Annotated in this window: 19 protein-coding genes; 6 read left to right on the forward strand and 13 right to left on the reverse strand. The window is 62.6% G+C overall.

What is annotated here, in order from left to right; genetic code table 11:
* Positions 1-30: 30 nt before the first annotated feature.
* Positions 31-825 (forward strand): helix-turn-helix domain-containing protein, encoded by a 795-nt coding sequence (locus HX824_RS00895; protein WP_003217152.1) that lies wholly within the window; start codon positions 31-33, stop codon positions 823-825.
* On the opposite strand, the gene HX824_RS00900 is transcribed toward HX824_RS00895, so the two are convergent.
* Positions 822-1,745 carry a LysR family transcriptional regulator gene (locus HX824_RS00900; RefSeq protein WP_177021724.1) on the reverse strand — a complete coding sequence of 308 codons (924 nt, stop codon included), beginning with the start codon at positions 1,743-1,745 and terminating at the stop codon, positions 822-824. The genes HX824_RS00895 and HX824_RS00900 overlap by 4 nt on opposite strands.
* A gap of 110 nt (positions 1,746-1,855) precedes the next feature.
* Here HX824_RS00900 and HX824_RS00905 point away from each other — a divergent pair, with 110 nt between their 5' ends.
* Positions 1,856-2,074, forward strand: coding sequence for a DUF2790 domain-containing protein (locus tag HX824_RS00905; protein ID WP_008433828.1), 219 nt, complete (start codon positions 1,856-1,858; stop codon positions 2,072-2,074).
* On the opposite strand, the gene HX824_RS00910 is transcribed toward HX824_RS00905, so the two are convergent.
* The 8 genes from HX824_RS00910 to HX824_RS00945 form a co-directional block, all read right to left on the reverse strand.
* Entirely contained in the window at positions 2,071-3,318 is a 1,248-nt protein-coding gene (locus tag HX824_RS00910; protein WP_008433829.1) for an OprD family porin, read from the reverse strand. The two genes, HX824_RS00905 and HX824_RS00910, sit on opposite strands and share 4 nt — an antisense overlap.
* A gap of 30 nt (positions 3,319-3,348) precedes the next feature.
* Complete coding sequence (locus tag HX824_RS00915) at positions 3,349-4,683, reverse strand: MFS transporter (RefSeq protein WP_102369133.1); 1,335 nt, start codon at positions 4,681-4,683, stop codon at positions 3,349-3,351.
* Between the two features lie 55 nt (positions 4,684-4,738).
* Complete coding sequence (locus HX824_RS00920) at positions 4,739-5,500, reverse strand: 1,6-dihydroxycyclohexa-2,4-diene-1-carboxylate dehydrogenase (protein WP_177054030.1); 762 nt, start codon at positions 5,498-5,500, stop codon at positions 4,739-4,741.
* A gap of 10 nt (positions 5,501-5,510) precedes the next feature.
* Entirely contained in the window at positions 5,511-6,533 is a 1,023-nt protein-coding gene (benC, locus tag HX824_RS00925; protein WP_177054031.1) for a benzoate 1,2-dioxygenase electron transfer component BenC, read from the reverse strand.
* 10 nt (positions 6,534-6,543) lie between these two features.
* Complete coding sequence (benB, locus tag HX824_RS00930; RefSeq protein WP_102604627.1) at positions 6,544-7,032, reverse strand: benzoate 1,2-dioxygenase small subunit; 489 nt, start codon at positions 7,030-7,032, stop codon at positions 6,544-6,546.
* Positions 7,029-8,405 carry a Rieske 2Fe-2S domain-containing protein gene (locus HX824_RS00935; RefSeq protein WP_003210841.1) on the reverse strand — a complete coding sequence of 459 codons (1,377 nt, stop codon included), beginning with the start codon at positions 8,403-8,405 and terminating at the stop codon, positions 7,029-7,031. The genes benB and HX824_RS00935 overlap by 4 nt, the downstream gene beginning before the upstream one ends.
* Positions 8,406-8,490: 85 nt before the next feature.
* Positions 8,491-9,450, reverse strand: a complete 960-nt coding sequence (locus tag HX824_RS00940) for an AraC family transcriptional regulator (RefSeq protein ID WP_008433834.1) — start codon at positions 9,448-9,450, stop codon at positions 8,491-8,493.
* Between the two features lie 118 nt (positions 9,451-9,568).
* Positions 9,569-10,969: a DHA2 family efflux MFS transporter permease subunit gene (locus HX824_RS00945; RefSeq protein ID WP_177054032.1), complete on the reverse strand. Its 1,401-nt coding sequence runs from the start codon at positions 10,967-10,969 to the stop codon at positions 9,569-9,571.
* 263 nt (positions 10,970-11,232) lie between these two features.
* Between HX824_RS00945 and HX824_RS00950 the strand changes: the two genes are divergently transcribed.
* Genes HX824_RS00950 through HX824_RS00965 form a run of 4 tightly spaced genes read left to right on the forward strand, consistent with a single transcriptional unit; the run spans position 11,233 to position 15,152 of the window.
* Complete coding sequence (locus HX824_RS00950) at positions 11,233-12,078, forward strand: ABC transporter substrate-binding protein (RefSeq protein WP_087694529.1); 846 nt, start codon at positions 11,233-11,235, stop codon at positions 12,076-12,078.
* Positions 12,079-12,094: 16 nt separating this feature from the next.
* On the forward strand, positions 12,095-13,603 hold the full coding sequence (locus HX824_RS00955) for an amino acid ABC transporter permease/ATP-binding protein (protein WP_177029214.1): 1,509 nt from the start codon (positions 12,095-12,097) through the stop codon (positions 13,601-13,603).
* Positions 13,604-13,620: 17 nt separating this feature from the next.
* Positions 13,621-14,286 carry a GntR family transcriptional regulator gene (locus HX824_RS00960; protein ID WP_003210850.1) on the forward strand — a complete coding sequence of 222 codons (666 nt, stop codon included), beginning with the start codon at positions 13,621-13,623 and terminating at the stop codon, positions 14,284-14,286.
* 14 nt (positions 14,287-14,300) lie between these two features.
* Complete coding sequence (locus tag HX824_RS00965) at positions 14,301-15,152, forward strand: DUF1989 domain-containing protein (RefSeq protein WP_102604621.1); 852 nt, start codon at positions 14,301-14,303, stop codon at positions 15,150-15,152.
* 30 nt (positions 15,153-15,182) lie between these two features.
* Here the strand turns inward: HX824_RS00965 and HX824_RS00970 are convergent, their stop codons facing one another.
* From HX824_RS00970 to HX824_RS00985, 4 genes are read right to left on the reverse strand one after another with little or no spacing between them, the layout of a single operon-like run.
* On the reverse strand, positions 15,183-16,157 hold the full coding sequence (locus HX824_RS00970) for an ABC transporter permease (protein ID WP_177054033.1): 975 nt from the start codon (positions 16,155-16,157) through the stop codon (positions 15,183-15,185).
* Entirely contained in the window at positions 16,154-17,146 is a 993-nt protein-coding gene (locus HX824_RS00975; protein ID WP_177054034.1) for an ABC transporter permease, read from the reverse strand. The genes HX824_RS00970 and HX824_RS00975 overlap by 4 nt, the downstream gene beginning before the upstream one ends.
* Positions 17,133-18,668, reverse strand: coding sequence for a sugar ABC transporter ATP-binding protein (locus tag HX824_RS00980; RefSeq protein WP_177054035.1), 1,536 nt, complete (start codon positions 18,666-18,668; stop codon positions 17,133-17,135). Before HX824_RS00980 ends, HX824_RS00975 begins: the two co-directional genes overlap by 14 nt.
* The gene (locus HX824_RS00985; RefSeq protein WP_102369140.1) at positions 18,668-19,654 is read right to left on the reverse strand and encodes a sugar ABC transporter substrate-binding protein; all 987 of its coding nucleotides are present in this window, start codon (positions 19,652-19,654) and stop codon (positions 18,668-18,670) included. Before HX824_RS00985 ends, HX824_RS00980 begins: the two co-directional genes overlap by 1 nt.
* Between the last annotated feature and the right edge of the window lie 159 nt (positions 19,655-19,813).

Consider the following 19,813-nt stretch of genomic DNA (forward strand, 5'->3'; position numbering starts at 1 on the left):
ATCAATTTCAGACAATCGAGGCGGTGCAACATGGGCGAGATGAAGCTCCAGGGCGTTGATCAATTCGAACTGGACAGTTTTGATCAGCCCGCCGTCGCGTTGATGCTCGGCAGCCAGCGCAACGACACCGAATTCCCCGTGCACAGCCACCGCAAAGGCCAACTGGTGGTGGCATATCACGGCGGTATCGTGTGTACCGTAGAGGATGGCGTGTGGATGGTGCCGTCGGGCTTCGGCGTGTGGATTCCGGGCGGTATCGCCCACAGCAACCGGGTGACCGCCAACGGCAGGATCGGCTATCTGTTTGTCGAGCCCGGCGCCGCCGCGCTACCGGAGAAATGCTGCACGCTGGTGCTTTCGCCGCTGGTCCTGGCGTTGATCCTGCACCTGAGCGCCCAGCCCCAGGATTATCCGCCTGCCTCTGCCAATTCGCGCGTGGCGAGCGTGCTCCTTGAACAACTGGAACTGGCTCCCTCGGAGCAGTTGTACCTGCCGCTCCCCGCTGCTACGCAGTTGCGCTTCATCGCCCGCGGCCTGGCCCAGGACCCGTCAAACCGTTGCACCATGGCCCAGTGGGCACGCCAGGTGGCCATGAGCGAGCGCTCCCTGGCCCGCCTGGTCAAGAGCGAAACAGGCCTGACTTTTGGCCAATGGCGCAAACAATGGCAAATCATCGTGGCCTTGCAGAGCCTGGCCGAGGGCGAATCGGTGCAACGGACCGCCGAGGCGCTGGGGTATGAGTCGGTCAGTTCGTTCATCAGCATGTTTCGCAAGACGCTGGGCTCGTCGCCGGCGCGTTATATCCGTCGTACTGCAACGCGCTAGCCTCGGGGAGCCTCAATCACGTTCACCTGCTCCGCCAGCAACACCGGCAATTGCACCTGCAAAAACGCGACCCACGTGCGCACCTTGGCATCCAAAAAACGCCTCGACGGATACACCGCGAAAATGCTGCGCTCCCTTAGCCGATAGTCGGGCAACAGCCGTACCAGCGAACCTTCCCGCAGTGCCGCGCTTGCACTGAAAAACGGCAACAGACTGATGCCCATGCCTTCCTGCGTCGCCTTGACCATCGCATCCGCGACATTGGTCCTGAAGGTGTCACCCGGCGAAATCGCAATCTCGCCCTCTTGCCCCTTGAACAACCACGCATCCTCCTGGAAATCCTGCAGATGCAACCGTCGATGCTGCATCAACTGCTGCGGATGCTCGGGCACGCCGTACCGGGCCAGATACCCCGGTGCCGCACAGGGCACACTGAACAACTGCCCGATCGTCTGGCTGACCAGCGCCGAATCCGGCAACGAATGGGCGATGGAGATCACCACGTCGTGACCCTCTTCAAGCGGGTCCGGGTTGTGCTGGGACAGGGTCAACTCGATGGACACGTCCGGGTATTGCTCGCTGTAGCGGGCAATCAGCGGCGTGATCAGCACCCCCAACCCGCTCATGCAATGCACCCGCAATCGCCCGCGCGGGTTGAGGTGCGCGCCGCTGGCTTCTGCCGTGGCCTCCCTGACGTCTTCAAGAATGTCGCGACAGCGCAACAGAAAGCGCTCGCCCGAATCGGTAAGGCCCAGGCGTCGGGTGGTGCGTTGCAACAGGCGGGTCTGCAGGTGTTTTTCCAGCTCGCAGATCAACCGTGATACGTGTGCCCCGGACAGGTCCAGCGCCTCGGCCGCTGCGGCAAAGCTGCCAGTGTCGACAACCCGGGCAAACACCCGCATGCCATTGAGCAAATCCATCAACATTGCCCCTCGATTGCTACGTGATACGTACGAGTCATTCACCTGTTCCTGTCTTTATCCCGCTGCGGCAATCACTAAAATGAACCCTACTCACAGAGGAACTCATCATGAATATCAAATGGCTCAGCCTGCTCCTGTTTTTCACCGCCGCCGGCGCCATGGCGGCCGGCAGCAATGAAGCGCTGGATATCCAACACGTTGTTTCAATCACGCCCGTGCCGGGCAGTTGCCAGGTAGAACCGGCGACCATGGTGTATCTCGACAGCCAGGGCGTCAGCCACACCCTCAACTACCAGGTCATGGGCACGTGCCAGGGCGGGGTTTAAAGCAGCTTCCAGGTGTAACTGAGGATCAGCCGGTTCTCGTCGATGTCGCTGCGGTAGTTTGAACGAGCCATGACGTTACGCACTCGGATGCCCAGGCCGCTCAATGTGCCGCTTTGCACCACATAGCCGATATCCAGGTCGCGCTCGCGATCCTTGCCTTCATAACCCGCGCCGGTGGTCACGTTGTTACCGGTGATATAACGCACGGTGGTGGTCAGCCCCGGAATGCCCAGCGCCACGAAGTCATAGTCGTACCGCACTTGCCAGGAGCGCTCGTCGGTGTAGGCAAACTCGTAGGTGGGTACTTCGTTGCCCAGCGGCGTGATGTTGGCGAAGACCCGCGGGAAGGCACTGTCGCCATACATGGCTTGATAACCGACGTAGAAGATATGGCCGCCATGCTTGGCCGACAGCAGCGAGAAAAACGCCTGGTTGTCGATCTTGCCGAGCAGTTTGTCGCCGTCTTCCCGGGCATCGTAGTAGCCGAGGTTGGCGCCGAGCGTCCACTCACCCATTGGCTGGCTGTGCTTGAGGCCGACAAAGTCCTGGCGGTAGATGTCCTTGAGTTGGCCATGCCAGTAGCTGACGCTGGTGCGGTTGGTGTTGAAGGCGTAGTCGCCGCCGACGTAGTTGAACCCATCACCTTCAGCGCCGCGTTGCGGCACATGGCCGAGCATGGCGATCATTTTCTCGTCGCCGGCTTCGTTGCGCAGGCTGGTGGTGGTCAAGTGCCCGGCCTGTAGCGCAAGGCCGGCGATTTCGCCGGAGCTGACACTCACGCCCTGATAGCTCGGCGGCAGCAAACGGATATCGCTGAAGGCCAGCACCGGCAGGTTCGGTTGCAGTTCGCCGACCTTCAATTCGGTCCTGGAAAACCTGGCTTTGAAGGTCAGGCCCAAACGGCTGTAATCATGCGGGGCGCTGCCGTCGCCCTTGACCGGGAGCAGGCCGGTATTGGTGCGGTCCGGGCTGCTGTCGAGCTTGAGGCCGAGGGTGCCCAGGGCATCCAGGCCAAAGCCCACGGGCCCCGGGGTGTAGCCGGATTTATAGGTCAGGATAAAACCCTGGCCCCACTCCTCTGCCTTTGATTGCTTGTTGGCGCCGACGATGTCCGAGAAATCGCGGCTGAAGTAATAGTTGCGCGCCTGCAAGGTGGCGGTGGAGTCCTCGAAAAACCCGCCCTCGGCCGCCGTCGCCGCAAGGGGCACGCCCAACAGGGATAGCCAGATACGTTGTGTGTTCATGTCGTTGCTCTTAGTTATTGTTATCGACAGTTACTGCGCCGGGGCGGCGATCACCTCCTGCCGGCCCCGACGTTCATTCAGCGCATACGCCGTCATTGCCAGCACGGCGATGGCCCCGGGGATGGCAAAGGCCATGAAGTTCAGGTGCAGCGGCAGTTCAATCCCCATCAGCGCGCCGCCCAGCAGCGGGCCGACGATGGCGCCGGTACGACCGATACCGGAAGCCCAGCCCAGGCCGGTGGCTCGAATGTTCAAGCCATAGAGTTGTGCGGCGCCGGCGTACAGCAGGATTTGCGTGCCGATGGTGGTGGCGCCGGCAAAAAAGATCAGCAGGTACAGGACCGGCATCGGGCTCTTGATACCCAGCAGGCTGATGGAGAGCAGCGCGGCGATAAAGAAACCGATCACCACCTTCACCAGGTTAAGCCGGTCACACAGCCAGCCACCGACAAGCGCCCCGGCGATGCCGCCAAAATTCAGCGCCAGCAGGAACGACAGGCTCGATCCCAGGCTGTAACCGGCACCCGCCATCAGTTTGGGCAGCCAGGAACTCAGGGCGTAGACCATCAACAGGCAGCAGAAAAACGCGATCCAGATCGCCGCCGTCCTCAAGGCCAGGCCGTGGCGGAACAACTCCAGCACCGAAGCGCCCTTGCCTTTACCGGCGCTGACGAGCAGTTGGTCTTGCGGGTCGATCCGGGTCTGCGGCGACAGGCGCTTGAGCAGCTCACGCGCCTGTTCATTGCGGCCCTGGCGAATCAGGAACCCGATGGACTCAGGCAGCCAGTACACAATCAACGGCATCAGCAGCAGCGGGATCGCCGCGGCGAAGAACATGGACGACCAGCCAAAACGCGGCAGCATGAAAATCCCCACGCCGGCCGACAGCATGCCGCCCAGCGAGTACCCGCCAAACATCACCGCCATCAGGATGCTGCGCATTTTCTTCGGTGCGTATTCGGTAATCAGTGCGGCCGCATTGGGCATCAGGCCGCCACAGCCGAGCCCGGCAATAAACCGGCAGATTCCGAACTCAGTCGGGTTGCTGGCAAAACCGTTAATCACCGTGGCGACGCTGAACAAGGCAAAGCAGATGGCGATGCCTTTGCGGCGACCGAACTTGTCGGCCAGGCTGCCGAAGACCAGCGCGCCGAACATCATCCCGAACAGCGCATAACTGCCCAGAGCGCCGGCCTGCAGGGGCGATAGTCCCCATTCCTTCATGATCGACGGCAAGACCACGCCGTAGATGAACAAGTCATAACCGTCAAAGATCAACAGCACAGCACACAGGCTGACCACCAGCCAGTGGAAACGATTGAAATGGGCATTATCGATAATCGAATTGACGTCATGGGTACGCATGGCAGTGCTCTCATTATTGTTGTTGTGAGTCAGTGTCTGCAGGTACGGCGCTGGGTCAGCCGAGGTCGCCGCCTCCTACCGGCAAGGTGACGCCCGTGATGTAGGAGGCCTCATCAGAGGCGAGAAACAGAATCGCGCCGGCTTGTTCGTCGATGCTGCCGTAGCGCTTCATCGGGCTGCTGTCGAGGGTCTGGTCGACGATCTGCTGGTACCAGACGCGCTCCTGGTCGCTCTGGGGCTGGCTGTTGCGCGGGATCCGCCGCGGTGGCGCCTCGGTGCCACCGGGTGCGGTGGCGTTGACCCGAATGCCGCTGCCGGCGGTCTCCAGGGCCAGGCACGCGGTCACGGCGTTGACGCCGCCCTTGGCCGCGCCATACGGCACACGGTTCACTCCGCGCGTGGCCACGGACGAGACATTGACGATGGCACCGCTGCCCTGCTCCAGCATGTAGGGCAACACGCAATGGCAGCACCACAGGGTCGGGAACAGCGAGCGGCGCACCTCGGCTTCGATTTCGTTCTCGGCGTAGTGCTCGAAGGGCTTGGCCCAGATGGTCCCGCCGACGTTGTTGACCAGGATATCGATACGCCCGAACCGTGCCTTGGCAGCGGCCATCACACGGGCACATTCGGCATGCTGCTCCAGGTCGGCGGTGAGGATCAGCGCCCGCTCATGCTGCAATTCATGCACGAGTTCCGAGCGATCGACGGCCACCAGCCAGGCGCCCTCTTCCAGCAAACGCTCGGCAACCCGCCGACCGATGCCCTGGGCGGCGCCGGTCACCAGCGCAACCTGGGTGTTGAAACGTGGAGTCATGGGGGATTCCTCAGGCGGCGTCGCCGGTGACGATGGTGTTGGGGGTGAACTTCTCGTAGTGGAAGCTGGCGGGGGTGACGCCCTGGTTCTTGAAGTGCTGGCGTACCGCGTCGACCATCGGTGGCGGCCCGCACAGGTACACATCCACGTCGCCATCGTTCAGCACGTCAGCGGCCATGTGCTGGGTGACATACCCCTGCCGGGGGTGCGCGGTCTGGGGGTCGGCCACGCAGGTGACAAAACCGAAGTTGGGCAGGCGTTGGGCGAACGCCTCCAGCGCCTCGACCATCACCAGGTCCTGGTCCCGCGTCACGCCGTAGATCAGCGTGACCGGCCGGGTTTCCTCGCGCTCGGCCAACACTTCAAGCATCGACAGGAACGGCGCCAGCCCCGTACCACCTGCCAGCAACAGCAGTGGCCGCGCCACTTCGCGCAGGTAGAAACTGCCCAGCGGCCCGGTCATCGGCACCGCGTCGCCCGGCTGGGCACGCTCCAGCCAGCCACTCATCAACCCGCCAGGCACATGCTTGATCAGGAAGCTCGCGCGTTTGTCGCCGGGGCGACTGCTGAAGGAATACGCGCGGGTCTGCCCACTGTCGGGCACGCCGATATTCACGTATTGCCCCGGCAGGAACACCGGCGCCTGATCCAGTTCGAAGCTGACTTCCAACGCTGCATCGGCATGCCGGGTAATACTCGCCACCGTCGCGGCAAATTGCGCGGTGCCGGTCTTGCAGGCACCGGAAGGCACCGGCACGGCAATCACGCAGTCCGACTGCGGCACCATCTGGCAGGTGAGCACCTGGCGTTCGCCGGCTTCATCCTCGCTCAGGGCGTCTTCGATGTAGTCGTCGCCCAAGTCATAAACGCCGGTTTCACAGCGGCATTTGCAGGTGCCGCACACACCGTCGGAGCAGTCCATGGGCAGGTTGATACGTTGGCGAAAGGCCGCATCGAGGACCTTTTCACCCACCTTGCAGTCGATGAAACGGGTTACCCCGTCCTCGAAGTTCAGGGCAATGGAGTACGTCATGGGCGTGTCCTCAGATGTGGTAGATATCGATGACCTGATGGATGTAGTCGTTTTTCAGCACCACCTTCTTGCGCGTGATCAGCGGCTGTTCGGCGCGGATGTCGAGGCGATAGAACGAGGTACCGAAGTACGTATCCGTGGTCTTGTAGCGATGGCTGAGGGTTTGCCAGTTGAAACGCAACTCCACGTGCTGCCCGTCGTCGGCCAGCACTTCGAGGTTGGTGATCAGGTGCGCGGTGCGCGGCTCCGGGGTGCTGGCGCTGGAGCGCTCGGTCTTGATCCGGAACACCCGGTCTTCCAGGCCGTCGCGGCTGGGGTAATAGATCAGCGAGATTTCTCTCTGGGGGTCTTCGGTTAGCGTGTCGTGGTCGTCCCAGGCCGGCATCCAGTACTCGACCTTGGGTGAATAGCATTCGAGCCACTCATCCCACTGGCGGTCATCCAGCAGGCGGGCTTCGCGGTACAGAAAGTCCAGCAGGCGGTCACGGGAAGCACTCATGCCAGCACCTCCTTGTCCGTCGCGATCAAGCCTTGCTGCTCCCGTTCGATAGCGCGTTGCAGGCTCTGGGCCCAGTGGGCGTGCTGGCGCACGAACAGGCCTTCGTCCTCGGTCTTGACGCCACTGAGCTGCGGATTCATGCCCATGGCCCGGGCGTTTTCGTCAGGGCCTTCGACCCACTGTTTGGCGCCGCGGCTGAGGTCATTCCACAAGGTGGTCGCACCCTGGTAGCCGGTCTGGCAGGCGCGGAACTCTTCCAGATCGTCCGGTGTACCCATGCCGCTGACGTTGAAGAAATCTTCGTACTGGCGGATGCGCGTGGTGCGTTCCTCGGCACTTTCGCCCTTGGGCGCCATGCAATAGATCGTGACTTCGGTCTTGTCGACCGCGATTGGCCGTACCACGCGGATCTGCGTGGAGAACTGGTCCATCAGGTACACATTCGGGTAGAGGCACAGGTTGCGGGTTTGGTCGACGATAAAATCGGCGCGTTCCTGGCCCAGGCGCTCGGCCAGCGCCTCGCGATGGGCATGCACCGGACGCACTTCGGGGTTGAGCAGGCGCGTCCACAGCAGGATATGGCCATGCTCGTAGGCGTACACGCCGCCCAGGCTTTTCGACCAGCCATTGGCATCCACGGTGCGCGTGCCTTCGGCTTCGTAATTGCGCCGGCCCATGGTCGCCGAGTAGTTCCAGTGCACGGAGCTGACGTGATAACCGTCGGCGCCGTTTTCGATCTGCAGCTTCCAGTTGCCGTCATACACATATGACGAACTGCCCCGCAGCACCTCCAGCCCCAGCGGGGCCTGGTCGACCATCTGGTCGATGATCACCCGGGTCTCACCCAGGTAGTCGCTCAGCTCCGGCACCGTCTCGCTGAGGCTGCCGAACAGGAAGCCGCGATAGTTTTCGAAGCGACCAAGGCGTTTCAAGTCGTGGGAGCCGTCACAGTCGAAGCTGTCGGGGTAGGCGCCGGTCTTGGCGTCCTTCACTTTGAGCAGCTTGCCGGCGTTGCTGAAGGTCCAGCCGTGGAACGGGCAGGTAAACGAGCCTTTGTTGCCTTGTTTACGGCGGCAGAGCATCGCGCCACGGTGGGCGCAGGCGTTGACCAGGCCGTGCAGCGTGCCGTGTTTGTCACGGGTGATGACCACGGGCTGGCGGCCGATCCAGGTGGTGAAGTAGTCGTTGATCTCCGGCACCTGGCTTTCGTGTGCCAGGTAGACCCAACCGCCTTCGAAAATGTGCTTCATTTCCAGGGCAAACAGGTCGGGGTCGGTAAAGATGTCGCGGCGGCAGCGGAACACCCCAGTGGCGGGATCTTCCTGGACGGAGTCGCGCAATTGTCGGGCGAGTCGGTCGAATGTGCTGATCATGGGGTAGGCCCTCGGTTGTTCTTGTATCAGGCCCCCCCACCTTATGTGCTTGCCCTACCCCTCAATATCCGCTGACTGCAATTCGTTATCCGCCTGGCGCGAGCCGGCGCTTCCAGGTTTGCGAAGGCAGCTCGCCAAAGCGTTTGCGATAGGCCTCGGAGAACCGCCCCAAATGCACAAACCCATGATCCAGCGCCACCTCCGTCACGCTGCGCGCCGTGGCCAGTTGCAGCATGGCGTGCACCCGCTCCAGCTTGCGCTGGCGCATGTAGTCACGGGGTGACAGGCCGACCTGGCGTTCAAACAAGGTATACAACGAACGCTCGCTGACCCTGGCGATGGCCATCAGTTGTTCGACGCTGATGTCGTCGGCCAGGTGCTCCTCGATGAACTGACGCACGGCTTCAAAGCCCCCACCCTGATCCGGTCGCGGAATCACCCGCAGGACGTTGCTGGCCAGCAGCGCCAACAGCTTGTTCGCCACAATGCGCTCGTACAGGCCCTGCACTTCGGGTTCGGCGGCGTTTTCGGCCTCATGGCAGATCAGCCCCAGCAATTGCAGGAACCCACCCATTTCGGCAAGTGCGTGGCGCGGCGCCGCAAAACGGATGCCCGGCTGCGGCAACGTCCAGTGCTGCTCAAGGCAGGCGTTTTCCAGCAGGCGCACGGGCACCTTGACGATGAATTTTTCGCAGTCGGCGGAATAGGTCAGGTCTACCGGGTCATCCGGGTTGATCAGCAGCACTTCGCCGGGGCCCAACACCTGTTCTTCGCCACGGGAGCTCGAGCGGCAGTGGCCGTGCAGCAGGATCTGCAGGTGGTAGATGGTTTCCAGCGCCACCGAGGTCACCCGCACCGGCGCGCCGTAGCTGATGCGGCACAGGTCCAGGCTGGAAAAGGTCCGGTGGCTGATGCTCGCCTGCGGGCGGCCCTTGGGCGGCAGGCGGATGCAGTGGCTGCCGACATGCTGGTTGACGTAGTCGGACACGGCATAGGCATCTGCACGGTCGAAAATCTGGCTGCGCTCACTCAATAGCACGGTCATGGTTGCGCCTTTTATTGTTATGGGCCCTGCGTATGTACTTCACCGCAGAGTGATGCGGGGGACGCAAGCCGTCCAATATTCAATAGGTGTTGCGTCATACCCCGAAGGTATCGTGGGTTCACTTTCGCTGCAAAACCGACTCACCGGCCTGGGGCGGCAGCCGCAGGTTATCCAGCAGCGCCACGCCGGCGATCACCGCCACTAGAAGAAACGTCAGCTGGAAATCGGCGGTGGCGGCCTGCCCGGTATTGCCGTGAAAATTCATGGCAAAACGTAACAACAGCGCGCCAATCGCCACGCCCATGGCCATGCTCAGCTGGAAGAACATGCTGAACAAGGTTGAGGCGTCGCTCATCTGCGCCTTGGGTATATCAGCGAACCCCAGGGTGTTGAACAAGGTGAACTGCATGGAGCGTGACAGGCCACCCACGAACAGAATGAACAGGATCAGCGCCCAGCTCATGCGCTCGTCCAGCAGCGCACAGGCCGCAATCGCGAGCACGCCAAGGATGCCGTTGATCATCAGCACCGGACGAAAGCCCCAGCGCTGCATCACCGCCGTGGTGAACGGCTTCATCGCCAGGTTGCCGGCAAATACCGCGAGCACCAGCAACCCCGCATCGAATGCAGAAAGGCCGAACGCCAGTTGAAACATCAGCGGCAGCAGGAACGGCAAGGTGCTGATGGCCACCCGGAAAATCGACCCGCCGCACAGGCACACACTGAACGTGCGCACACTCACCACACCCAGCGCCAGCAATGGTTGGGCATGCCGGCGCATATGGCGCCAGGCAAAGGCGCCGAGCATTACGCCTGCAGCGCTGAGTAACAGGCCCTGCAACAAGCTGCCACGGCTTTGCCCGAGCAGTTCCACGCCGTACAACAGCGCCGCGCTGGCGACACCCACCAGCAGGAAGCCGCTGAAATCGAATGAGCGGGACGTGACCTCGTCGTGTTTGGGGATCAGTACCAGCGTGGCAATCAGCGCCAGCAGGCCCAGCGGCAGGTTGAGGTAGAAAATCCACGGCCAGGACGCGTGGGTAACGATAAACCCGCCCACCGGCGGCCCGAGTATCGGCGCCACCAGGCCGGGCCAGGTGATGAATGAAATCGCCCGCACCAGGTCTTTTTTCTCGGTAGCCCGCAGCACCGCCAGGCGCCCCACCGGCACCATCATCGCGCCGCTGATGCCCTGCAACACGCGCGCGGCGACGAAGGTCTGCAGGCTGTCGCTCCACCCGCACAGCAGTGACGACAGGCTGAACAGCACGATTGCCCAACCGAATACCCGCCGCGAGCCAAAGCGGTCGGCCAGCCAGCCGCTGATGGGAATGAACACCGCGACGGCGAGCATGTAGGCGCTCATGCCGATGTTCACGTCCACCGCGCCCACGCCGAAGGTTTTGGCGATGTCCGGCAACGCGGTCGCGATCACGGTGGCATCGAGGTTCTCCATGAAGAAGGTGACGGCGACCAACAAGGCAATCAGGGTTGAGCGGCGTTGGGAGGTCGACGTCATTGCTGTTCACTCATGGTTTCGAATCGGCACTTTATCAATAAGTGCGTCCTTTATGGTCCGCGAAATGCCTGCCTCACAACGTGGCGCCCGGTAACGAATTGCCCCGAATTGGGGTGCGCGCTTGCAAAAAACGGCTGTCTCACGCGTCAAAACCCATCAAAAAACTGAAAAAGTCATTGGTTGGCACGATAACCGCATACTAGCTAATACAGGATTGTTGAACAATCCGAATCTCCCTGCATCCAGCAACCGAGGCGACGAACATGCAAAAAGGTCTGACGGGCAAGAACACCCTGCGCACATTGGGGCTAGCGATCACCCTGGCGTGCGTGACGCCGCTGCTGTCGGCTGCCGAAATCAAGGGCACCCTGAAACCGGGCGAGCTGTCCATCGGCTCCGACCTCACCTACCCGCCTTACACCTACCTTGAGCAAAAGACCCCGGCCGGTTTCGACCCGGAGTTCATGCAACTGATGGGCAAGCAACTGGGGCTCAAACCACGTTTTCTCGACACCCGTTTCGCCAACCTGATCCTCGGCGTCAACGCCCGGCGTTTCGACGTGGTGGCCTCGGCGCTGTACGTCACCCCCGAGCGCGCCAAACAGGTGGATTTCCTCAGCTACTTGAAGACCGGTTCTTCGCTGATGGTGCTCAGTGCCGGCGACTTCAAGCCCCAGCGCCCGGAAGACCTGTGCGGCAAGCGCGTCGGGTCGATCAAGGGCGCGTCGTGGGTGCCAAAGCTGAACAAGGTTTCGGCGGACTACTGCCTCCCTGCGGGCAAGCCGGCGATCGAGTCGCGTGAGTTCCCGACGTCCCCGGAGGCCGCCCAGGCCCTGCTCGCCCAGGCGGTGGACGTGCAGATGGAAGACGCGGCGGTCGCCAAGATCACCGTGGAAAAACTGCAAGGCAAAACCGTGATCAGCTCCAGCGAGTTGATCTACCCGGTGGTGGTCGGCCTGGCCGTGCGCAAGGAAAACCCGGCACTGCTCCAGGCGCTGACCGGTGCCCTGAGCCAGATCAAGCAGGACGGCAGCTACGGCAAGCTGCTGGCGCGCTACAACCTGGCCGAGCCGAACGCCGCCGAGATCAGTGCGGCACTGGGTAACTGAAACGCGGAGCACCTTTATGCAATTCGATTGGCACTACACCCTGGGTTTGTTATGGAACGGCGACTTCTGGCGAGCCGTCGGCACCGTGGTCGAACTGAGCCTGGAAACCTGGCTGCTGGGCATTGTGCTGGGGTTTTTCCTGGCCCTGGCGCGGCAGTCGGAGCGCCGCTGGCTGCGGGACTCCGCCGGCGTCTACATCTGGTTCTTCCGCAGCCTGCCGTTGCTGGTGCTGTTGATCTTCGTCTACAACCTGCCGCAGGTGTTTCCGTCCACCAGCGTGGTGTTGTCCAACCCCTACTCCGCGGGCCTGATCGCCCTGGTGCTGAGTGAGGCGGCCTACATCGCCGAGATCCATCGGGGCGGCCTGCTGGCGGTGGTCAAGGGGCAGCGCGAAGCCGGCAAGGCGCTGGGCGTGGGTTATCGCGGCGTGCAGCGGTTGATTGTGGTGCCGCAGGCGCTGCGGGTTGCGTTGCCGACACTGGCCAACGAATACATCACCATCGTCAAGCTCACCTCGCTGGTGTCGGTGATTTCGCTTTCGGAAATCCTGCTGGTGGGCCAACAGCTCTACACCCAGAACTTCCTGGTGATGGAGACCATGCTGGCCGTGGCGTTCTATTACGTGTTCATCGTGACGGTGTTCAGTTGGCTGTTGCGGGTGCTGGAGAACCACCTGGACGTGACCCGGCGCAAACCCAAGGCCATCGCCCCCGCCGTGCTCGACCAGGTGGCCACGCGTCGTGCCCCCGGCCAGGCCGAGCCCGGCGAGTTTGCCTTGCAGGCCCGCGGGGTGCGCAAGGCCTATGGCGAGCTGGAAGTGCTCAAGGGCGTCGAACTGAATGTGCGCTGGGGCGAGGTGGTGTCGATCATCGGCCCGTCAGGCTCTGGCAAGACCACGCTGATTCGTACCATGAACGGCCTCGAAAGCCTCGACCGTGGCGAAATCACCCTGCAAGGCCAGCCGTTCCTGCGTGGCAGCCAGGAGCCGCAAGGCGCGCTGGGGCACAAGGTGCATATGCGCGGCATCGTGCATGTCGGCATGGTGTTCCAGGGGTTCAACCTGTTCCCGCATAAAACCGCCCTTGAGAACGTGATGCTCGCGCCGGTCTACCATGCCCATGGTAGCGGCGAAGAACTGCGCCTGTTGAGCCTGGCCCTGTTGCGCAAGGTCGGCATGCTGGAGCACGCCGGCAAATACCCGCACCAGCTATCCGGCGGGCAACAGCAACGGGTGGCGATTGCCCGCGCCCTGGCGATGCGGCCTTCGGTGATGCTGTTCGATGAACCCACCTCGGCCCTCGACCCGGAACTGGTGGGCGACGTACTGGGGGTAATCGAGGAATTGGCTCGCGAGGGCATGACCATGGTCATCGTCACCCATGAAATGAACTTCGCGTTCAAGCTTTCCGATCGTGTGGTGTTCATGGAAGGCGGCGAGATTATCCAGGACGCCGCACCGCGTGACATGCTCGAGCAACGCAGCGAACGCATGACCAAGTTCCTCAAAGACGTCCAACTGGCGTGAGCCCAAGGAGCCCCGACGTGAGCCAAGCCAAGGAACCCAGCCTGTCGCTGGCCGACCAGGTTGCCATCGAACTGCGCGAAGACATCATCGGCGGCCGCCTGCTGCCCGGCATGCCGCTGGTGGAAAGCGAACTGGTGAACGCCTACAACGCCTCGCGCAACACGGTGCGTGAAGCCTTGCACCACCTGGGCCGCGAAGGCCTGACCAGCTACGTGCGCAACAAAGGCGTGATCGTGCGCCGCCTGGGGGTGGAGGAAGTGCGTGACATCTTCAAGGTGCGACGCACCCTGGAGCTGCAGGCCATCGCCGCCAGCAAGCCGCTGCGCGAATACCAGTCCGACCTGATGCTGGAGTCCATCGAGGCCGCGCAGCTGGCCCAGGACCGCGAGAACTGGCAAGCCTTCGGCACCCACAGCCTGCGCTTTCACCAACATATTGTCGGGCTGATGCGCAGCCCGTTGCTGGACGAGTTTTTTACCCATATTGCAGCCCAGATGCGCCTGGTGTTTTCCAACGCGCCCAGCGAGGAAACCTTCCAGAAGCCCTGGCTGGAGCGCGACCGGCAGATTCACGACTTGCTGGTTGACGGCCACAAGCAAGCCGCCGGCGAAGCCCTGGCCAGCTACCTCAATGACTCCGAATCGCTGCTGCTGGACATCCTGAGCAGCATTCCAAAACCCTGAAGCGAGGACCCACCATGTACAAGGACTACCCAGCGGCCTACCAAGTCAGCAAAGGCGCTGCCTTGCAGGTCGACAAAGCCTTCTATGACCGCGTGCGCGAGTCCCGGGACGGCCGCACCCTGATCGAGCAATTCGAAGTGCCGATCCGCACCGGCCGCGCCTGGAAAGTACCGGCAGGCCATGTGTTCCGCGTGACCACGCCGGTTGGCCCGCAGGTCGGCGACTTCAACGTGTGGAGCGCCAACGACCCCCGCGAACGCATGTGGGCGGCACGCACCCGCCAGCTGCAAGGCGCGCACGTCACCACCTACGACCGCCTGTGGTCGAACCTGCCGTTTTTGCGGCCGATGGTCACCATCACCGATGACAGCCTGGCCGGCTATGGCATCGACGAACACGGCGGGCGCCTGCATGACTTGCTGGGCACGCGCTGCGACCCTTACGTGAACAAGATGCTCACGGGCGAAGACTTCCACCACCACTGCCACTCCAACCTGACCCGCGCCGTGCTGCCCCATGGCCTGACCGAGTTCGACGTGCACGACGTGCTGAACATTTTCCAGTGCACCGGCCTCAATCACGACGACATGTACTTCATGAAAGCCTGCCCGGCCAAGCAGGGCGACTATCTGGAGTTCTTCGCCGAAATCGACCTGCTGTGTGCCCTCTCCACCTGCCCCGGTGGCGACCTGTCGCTGCCGATGTGGGGCCCGGATGCGGAAGACCCGTTGAAGGTCTGCCGTCCGCTGGGGGTGGAAATCTACCGCCTCGACGACGCGCTGCTGGAGGGCTGGAAACAACCCGAGCGCGCCGCCTATAACGGCAACCATGGCCTGTTGATTGCCAAGGCCGACTGGGAAAAGTAAAGGGCAGGCCCGCACCTGGGGCGCCGCGCCTCAGGTGTTCTGCGCAATCCTGCGGCTGACAAAACTGAAGGCCAGCACGATAAAAATCAGCACGCCGGTTGCCACCTGCTGCCAGTAGAAGTTCCAGCCGATCAACAGCAAGCCATTGGCGATGACGTTGATGAACAGCACCCCCAGCAACGTGCCCGGAATATTCGCCCGGCCCTGGCGGTTCAATGTGGTGCCGATAAACACCGCACCAATCGCATTCAGCAGGAACGCATTGCCCGACAGCGGCACGTAGGCGCTCACCGTCGAACTGAGCAGGATCCCCGCCACCGCGCACGCCAGCGCCGCCGCCAGCACCGTGGTGGTGACGATGCGCCGCACCGACAACCCCGAGTAATACGCCAGCAGCGGCTGGGTACCCTGGGCCAGCAGTTCGCGCCCCAGGCGTCCACGGGCCAGCAACAGGCCGTAGACCACGGCCAATACCAGCACGATCAACAGCGGCAAGGGCACGCCCAAAGGGCTGAAGCTCGCCAGTTCCGGCTTGAAACTCTGGGCGATATAAATTGGCTGGCCGCCGTCCGAGAGCAGTTGCTGGGCACTGGTGCCGATAAACAAGGTGCCGAGGGTGGCCAGGAACGGGCTGATCCGCAGCCCCGCGATCAAGCCGGCATTGAACAGTCCTACCAGCAGCCCGGCGGCCAACGCACCGGCAATCGCCACACCCAGCCCGTGCCCGGCGTTAAGCAACACCACGAAGCTGAAGCTGGCGAAATCCAGCGCGGTACCTACCGACAGATCGATGCCATCGGCCGCCACCGCATAGGTCATGCCGATCGCAACAATCGCCAGCAGCACGAAGTTATTCAGCACCAGGCTTTTCAGGTTGCCGCCACTGAGAAACCCCGGGGCCTGCCAGGCAAACACCACCACGATGGCCACGAACACCAGCGGCAACGTCAGGGGCAACAGCGAACGCCAGCCGCCATGGGCTTGCAGGATGGATACCTGACTCATGAATGTTCTCCCCGGTTCAATGCGCTGGAAGCGGCGACCACCAGCAGAATCAGCACGCCCTGGACACCGTTGACCCAGAAGCTCGATACGTTGAGCAACTGAAACCCGTTGATCAAAAAGCCGATCAACAGCGTCGCGAGCAAGGTGCCGGGGATGCTTGCCACCAGTCGCCGGGAAAACACCACGCCAAGAAAGGCTATGGCGACCACCGACAACAGCATGTCACCGGAGCCGGTGGTGCTGCCGCTGAAAAATGCCGCTGAACACAAAGCCGCCACCGCGGCACACAGCCCAGACAGCAAATAACTGGAGAGTACGTAGGCCGGCACTGGAATCCCGGCGGCCTCGGCGGCGTGCGGGTACTCGCCGACGGCATGCAGGCGCAGCCCATAGGCGGTGTGTTGGATCAGCAGCGTCAACACAAAGGCCGTCACCAGCAACACCCAGGCGAGTGCCGGCACGCCCAGCCAGGTCCCGCCACTGAGCAGGTCGAGCAACGGTGAGTCGGTCGAGACCACGGTGTTTTCGGTGAGGACCAGCTCCAGCCCGGCCAGTACATTCATGCTTGCCAGCGTTGCGAGCAACGGTGGCAAGCGCAGCACCACCACGGCCAGGCCATTGAGCAGGCCCACCGCCAGGCCGCAACCCAAGGTCAGCAGCAGGCTTGCCCACAGGTCGAGGCCTGCGTTGTTGAGTCGACTGAACACGGCCGCGCACAAGCCCAAATTGGCCGCCAGCGACAGATCAAGCCCGCCCGCCACCACGTTGGAGCCGCCGCCGATAATCACGCAGGTCAGGCCAAAGGCAAGTACGCCGAGGATCGCCGACTGGCTGAACACATTCGCGATATTGCCGACTGAAAAGAAGTTCGGCGCGGCGACGGCAAAGCTCAGCAAAATCGCGAGGAATACGCCCACCGAGCCGCGCCGCAACAGCAGTACCCATAACCGTTGGGACAAGCCAGGAGTAGCAGCTTCAAGCAGGGACATGCGCCACCTCCGGTTTCACCTGCACAGCCACTGTGGACTGCACCGCACCCGTGGCACACGCCAACAGTTGATCACTGTCCGCCTCACCGGCATGGAACTCCCCGGCTATTTCACCGCGATGCAACACCAGGATGCGGTCGCAGATCCCCAGCAGCTCAGGCAAATCCGAAGACAGCACCAGCACCGCTGCGCCCTCTTCCACCAGCCGCCCGATCACGCGATAAATCTCGACCTTCGCGCCGACGTCCACACCTACGCACGGTTCGTCCAACAGGTACACCGCCGAGCGCCGGCTCAGCCATTTGCCCAGGGCGACTTTCTGCTGGTTGCCGCCGCTGAGCTGGCTGACGGCAGCCTGCGGGCCCGGCGTCTTGATCGCCAACTCGTCGATCAGCCGCAGGCTTTCGGCCTGCTCCTTACGCTGGCTCAGTAACCCCCAGCGACTGAAACGCCCAAGCCCGGCGAGCGTGAGGTTTTCCAGCACCGACAGCAGCGGTGAAATCCCCTGGCTGCGGCGTTCTTCCGGCACCAGTGCAATCCCTTGGGCAATGGCTTCTCCGGGTGAACGCAGGCGCAACAAACGCCCCTCCAGATGAATGCTGCCGCTGTCGGCGCGCACCACACCGAACAGGGTCTTGAGCAGGTCCTTGGCGCCCGACCCGACCAGCCCGGTGAGGCCGACGATCTCGCCCCGACGCAATTCCAGGTCGATCTGCCGGTAGCGCCGGGCCAGGTTCAGGCCGCGCACCTGCAGCAATGGTTCGCCGAGCTCCACCTGCGCCTTGGGGTACATCTCCTGGACCTCGCGGTTGACCATCAACCGCGCAATCTGCGCGCTGGAGGTGTGCCGTGGCTCAACCACGGCCACATCTCGACCATTGCGCAACACCGTCACTTCATCGCACAGGCTGTCGATTTCCTGCAGGTAATGGGAGATGTAGAGAATCGACAAACCCTGGTCCCGCAGGCGCTTGACGATCCGCAGCAGCTGGTCGACTTCGCGCTTGACCAGCGCCACGCTGGGCTCGTCGAACACCAGGATCTTCGGCTGGCGAATCAACGCCCGGGTGATTTGCAGCACCTGGCGCTCGGCGCTGTTCAGCTCGCCTACCAACGCGTCGGCGGGCAGTTGCAGCTCAAAATATTCCGCCAGCAAACGTTCGGCCTCGCGCTGCTGCCGGCGCCGGTCGACAAACGGACCACGGCGTAATTCATGGCCGAAAAACAACGCCTCGCCCACGGTAAAACTCGCCGGCAACAGCCGCTCCTGATGGATGAACTGCACGCCCAGCGCGTCCACCTGGCGCGGCGACAGTGCGGCATACGGCTGGCCGTCAATGCTCACCTGCCCCGAGTCCGCCTTGTGGATCCCCGCCAGGACCTTGATCAAGGTCGACTTGCCGGCACCGTTCTCGCCCACCAGGCCGTGAATGGTGCCGCGCTCGACCTTCAGGCTCGCATCATCCAGCGCCAGGGTGGCGCCGAAGCGTTTGCGCAGGTGCTGCAAGTGCAACGCGGCCATCAATCACCCCGCAGTTGCTGGACCTGCGCCAGGTTGGCGGCGGTGGTCAGCAGCGTCGGCACATGGGTTTCCTTGGGCAGGTCACGCTGCCCGGCCAGGTAGCGGGCCACGTTCTGCACAGCAGTCTTGCCGATCAGCGCCGGTTGCTGGGCGACTACCGCGCCCACCGGCGAATTGGCCTGGCCGAGCAGCTCCAGTACCTCCGGCGTACCGTCCACGCCGTAGGTCTTGATCTCGGTGCGCTTGGCGTCGATCAACGCCTTGCTTGCCCCCAGTTGCGGAATGTCCCACGCCGCCCAGATCGCCGAGACACTGCCGGCCGGGTACTTGTTGAGCAACGCGGACACCTGGGAATAGGCATCCTGCACGGTGTTGGGGATCACATCCCGCAGCTCCGGCTCGATGATTTCCAGTTGCGGGTGATCCTTGAGCGCCAGCTTCAACTGGTCGTAGCGAATCGCGCACACCGGCACGCCGTAGAAGCCGTTGAACACCAGGATCTTGCCCTTGCCGCCAGCATCCTTGATCAGTTGGTCGGCCAGGGCCTTGCCGGTGGCGACATTATCCGAGGTGGTGTTGTTGAGGCTGTACTGCGAAGGTGCGTCGATGGTGAACAGCGGGATGCCGGCCTTGCTGATGCGCTTGAGCCACGGGTCGATCACGCTCAGGGTGCCGAGGGTCTGGATCACCGCATCGGGTTTCTGGGTGACTACGGTTTGCAGTTGGGTCACCAGGTTCTTGTCATTGCGCCCGGCGTCGAGGGTGATGGGCGTGCCGCCGAGGCGCTTGATCTCGTCGACCTGGGCCTGGAAGGCCTTGATATCGAAGTAGTGACTGGTGCCGGTCATGCTCACGGCAATGCGCTTGCCGGCCAGGGACGGCACCGCGTCATCGCCCCCGGCGGCCTGGGACACGGCGGCGTGGCCCAGCAACAACGCTGCGCCGAGCAAGATGTAACGTGAACGCGAGAAAAAGGTGCAAGGCATACAGGGCTCCGCTGAGCAACGGGTGAAAGGGTTCACCTGTGTGCATTGCAGAGCCCATGCCATAAATTATTTTCAATAAAATCAACGTGATAAAAACAATGGACGAGGCCTTGCTGTCTCGAGCAAACCACAACTGTCCGACTGCTGTTGCCCAGCCAA

This window comes from Pseudomonas sp. D4002, assembly GCF_013385665.1.
Classification (GTDB): domain Bacteria; phylum Pseudomonadota; class Gammaproteobacteria; order Pseudomonadales; family Pseudomonadaceae; genus Aquipseudomonas.

Bases quoted from the DNA above. Each gene is read 5' to 3' on its own strand.
- benB (WP_102604627.1), bottom strand. From the start codon at position 7,032: ATGAGTGCTTCCCGTGACCGCCTGCTGGACTTTCTGTACCGCGAAGCC.
- HX824_RS00910 (WP_008433829.1), bottom strand. From the start codon at position 3,318: ATGAACACACAACGTATCTGGCTATCCCTGTTGGGCGTGCCCCTTGCG.
- HX824_RS00895 (WP_003217152.1), top strand. From the start codon at position 31: ATGGGCGAGATGAAGCTCCAGGGCGTTGATCAATTCGAACTGGACAGT.
- HX824_RS00920 (WP_177054030.1), bottom strand. From the start codon at position 5,500: ATGACTCCACGTTTCAACACCCAGGTTGCGCTGGTGACCGGCGCCGCC.
- HX824_RS00965 (WP_102604621.1), top strand. From the start codon at position 14,301: ATGTACAAGGACTACCCAGCGGCCTACCAAGTCAGCAAAGGCGCTGCC.
- HX824_RS00940 (WP_008433834.1), bottom strand. From the start codon at position 9,450: ATGACCGTGCTATTGAGTGAGCGCAGCCAGATTTTCGACCGTGCAGAT.
- HX824_RS00950 (WP_087694529.1), top strand. From the start codon at position 11,233: ATGCAAAAAGGTCTGACGGGCAAGAACACCCTGCGCACATTGGGGCTA.
- HX824_RS00915 (WP_102369133.1), bottom strand. From the start codon at position 4,683: ATGCGTACCCATGACGTCAATTCGATTATCGATAATGCCCATTTCAAT.
- benC (WP_177054031.1), bottom strand. From the start codon at position 6,533: ATGACGTACTCCATTGCCCTGAACTTCGAGGACGGGGTAACCCGTTTC.
- HX824_RS00980 (WP_177054035.1), bottom strand. From the start codon at position 18,668: ATGGCCGCGTTGCACTTGCAGCACCTGCGCAAACGCTTCGGCGCCACC.
- HX824_RS00900 (WP_177021724.1), bottom strand. From the start codon at position 1,745: ATGGATTTGCTCAATGGCATGCGGGTGTTTGCCCGGGTTGTCGACACT.
- HX824_RS00985 (WP_102369140.1), bottom strand. From the start codon at position 19,654: ATGCCTTGCACCTTTTTCTCGCGTTCACGTTACATCTTGCTCGGCGCA.
- HX824_RS00905 (WP_008433828.1), top strand. From the start codon at position 1,856: ATGAATATCAAATGGCTCAGCCTGCTCCTGTTTTTCACCGCCGCCGGC.
- HX824_RS00935 (WP_003210841.1), bottom strand. From the start codon at position 8,405: ATGATCAGCACATTCGACCGACTCGCCCGACAATTGCGCGACTCCGTC.
- HX824_RS00975 (WP_177054034.1), bottom strand. From the start codon at position 17,146: ATGTCCCTGCTTGAAGCTGCTACTCCTGGCTTGTCCCAACGGTTATGG.
- HX824_RS00945 (WP_177054032.1), bottom strand. From the start codon at position 10,969: ATGACGTCGACCTCCCAACGCCGCTCAACCCTGATTGCCTTGTTGGTC.
- HX824_RS00970 (WP_177054033.1), bottom strand. From the start codon at position 16,157: ATGAGTCAGGTATCCATCCTGCAAGCCCATGGCGGCTGGCGTTCGCTG.
- HX824_RS00955 (WP_177029214.1), top strand. From the start codon at position 12,095: ATGCAATTCGATTGGCACTACACCCTGGGTTTGTTATGGAACGGCGAC.